General features: G+C 67.7%; 2 protein-coding genes. Both read left to right on the forward strand.

All coding sequences use genetic code 11. The features are described from left to right. The first annotated feature begins 123 nt into the window (after window positions 1-123). On the forward strand, window positions 124-1,230 hold the full coding sequence (gene prfB, locus STRIP9103_RS02530) for a peptide chain release factor 2 (RefSeq protein WP_009296687.1): 1,107 nt from the start codon (window positions 124-126) through the stop codon (window positions 1,228-1,230). Between the two features lie 323 nt (window positions 1,231-1,553). After that, complete coding sequence (locus tag STRIP9103_RS02535; RefSeq protein ID WP_009296685.1) at window positions 1,554-2,453, forward strand: hypothetical protein; 900 nt, start codon at window positions 1,554-1,556, stop codon at window positions 2,451-2,453. The last annotated feature ends 50 nt before the right edge of the window (window positions 2,454-2,503 follow it).

A 2,503-nucleotide genomic window follows, 5' to 3' on the forward strand; every position in this document is an offset into this window, starting at 1 on the left:
AGACAACCCCACCCTCCGAGCTACTGGGCGGGCGGCGATGCGGCGCAGCCACTCGGCGCCGGGTGACTGGGTGGCTGCGGTCACCCCACGTGGCTCACTCGGCGGAGCCGTTAGGCTGGGGGCGTGGCAGTCGTCGATGTATCCGAAGAGCTGAAGTCCCTCTCCTCGACCATGGAGTCGATCGAGGCCGTTCTGGACCTTGAGAAGCTGAGGGCAGACATCGCCGTGCTCGAGGAGCAGGCGGCCGCGCCGTCCCTGTGGGACAACCCGGACGAGGCGCAGAAGATCACCAGCAAGCTGAGCCACCTGCAGGCCGAGGTCAGGAAGGCCGAGGCGCTGCGCGGGCGGATCGACGATCTCGCCGTGCTCTTCGAGATGGCCGAGGAGGAGGACGACCCGGACACCCGCGCCGAGGCCGAGGCGGAGCTGGCCTCCGTCAAGAAGGCGCTGGACGAGATGGAGGTCCGGACGCTCCTCAGCGGGGAGTACGACGCCCGTGAGGCGCTGGTCAACATCCGCGCGGAGGCGGGTGGCGTCGACGCCGCCGACTTCGCCGAGAAGCTGCAGCGGATGTACCTGCGCTGGGCGGAGCAGCACGGCTACAAGACCGAGGTGTACGAGACGTCGTACGCGGAAGAGGCCGGCATCAAGTCGACCACCTTCGCCGTGCAGGTGCCGTACGCGTACGGGACGCTCTCCGTGGAGCAGGGCACCCACCGGCTCGTCCGGATCTCGCCGTTCGACAACCAGGGGCGGCGCCAGACCTCCTTCGCCGGTGTGGAAGTGCTTCCCGTCGTCGAGCAGTCCGACCACGTCGAGATCGACGAGAGCGAACTGCGCATCGACGTCTACCGGTCCTCCGGCCCGGGTGGTCAGGGCGTCAACACGACCGACTCCGCGGTCCGCATCACCCACCTGCCCACCGGCATCGTGGTCTCCTGCCAGAACGAGCGGTCGCAGATCCAGAACAAGGCCACCGCCATGAACGTCCTCCAGGCGAAGCTGCTCGAGCGGCGTCGGCAGGAGGAACAGGCCAAGATGGACGCGCTCAAGGGCGACGGCGGCAACTCCTGGGGAAACCAGATGCGTTCGTACGTCCTGCACCCGTACCAGATGGTCAAGGACCTCCGGAACAACTACGAAGTCGGCAATCCCGAGGCCGTGTTCAACGGCGAGATCGACGGTTTCCTCGAGGCCGGAATTCGCTGGCGCAAGCAGCAGGAGAAGTAGTAGGGGCTACTGCGCCGGAAGCGAAGAGCTCTTTGTCGACAAGGCAACTGCCGTCCATCGGTCGGCAGTTGCCTTGTGTGCGTGGGGATGTCTGGGTTTTACGTCACAGCCACATGTATTCACCACGGTCAAATGCCAGTGAACGGGACATCGCGTACGCAACGACCTTGACGTTGCTGGGAAAACTGGGAAGGCTGGCGCGTGGCATGCGCATTACTGGGGCGCATGTGAACCGGGGGTCTTCGAAGTGAAGCGACTTCCCCGTTGATCGCGGCCCCGGGCGCTGCTCCATTTACTGATGAGCTACTGGGGGTAGCAGCCATATGACGAAGAAGACACGGATCCGTGTGGCGCGTATAGCCGCGGGTGCCGTGATCGCCGCCGGCGCGTCGCTGACCGCCGCGGGTGCCGCTTCCGCGCTGGACCTCGATGTCGTCAACATCGGTGTCGGCGCCGATGACGATGTCTCCGCCAACGTCGGCGTCTCGGTCAACACCGGTGACACCGATGGCACCACCGAAGGCAACACCATCATCGGTGCGACCACGACGAGCATCGGTGGCAGCACGACCGACGGTGGTACGACGACGGACGGCGGGACCACGACCGACGGTGGCACCACCACGGACGGCGGGACCACCACCGATGGCGGCACCACCACGGACGGTGGGACCACGACCGACGGCGGTACGACGACGGACGGCGGCACCACGACCGACGGTGGTACGACGACGGACGGTGGCACCACGACCGATGGTGGCACCACCACGGACGGCGGGACCACGACCGACGGCGGCTCGACCTCGAACGGCACGGGCAACGGCGGCTCCACGTCCAACGGCACCGGCAACGGCGGTTCGACCTCGAACGGCACCGGCAACGGCGGTTCGACCTCCAACGGCACCGGCAACGGCGGCGGTTCCTCGACCACCGGCGGCGACTCCACGAGCGGTTCCTCCACCACCGGTGGCTCCGGCGACGGTGGCTCCACCGGCACCGACCCCGACGGCGGCAACGACGAGGTCGTCCAGGAAGAGGGCTCCTCGGCACTGACCGACACCGGTTCCGAGACCGAGGCCCAGGGCGCCGGCAGCGGCGAGCTGGCCGAGACCGGTGCCGCCGAGACCACGTTCCTGCTGGTCGGCGCGGCCACGATGATCGCCGGTGGTATCGGCTTCCGGCTGCTGCCGCGCCTGATGGCCGGCCGCGGCGCCGCCGCGTAACGCATCCGCGTACAGCCGCACAACGCGCACAAGCACAGACAGACGTGAGG

The sequence above is a fragment of the Streptomyces ipomoeae 91-03 genome (assembly GCF_000317595.1).
GTDB lineage: Bacteria > Actinomycetota > Actinomycetes > Streptomycetales > Streptomycetaceae > Streptomyces > Streptomyces ipomoeae.

Bases quoted from the DNA above. Each gene is read 5' to 3' on its own strand.
- STRIP9103_RS02535 (WP_009296685.1), top strand. From the start codon at position 1,554: ATGACGAAGAAGACACGGATCCGTGTGGCGCGTATAGCCGCGGGTGCC.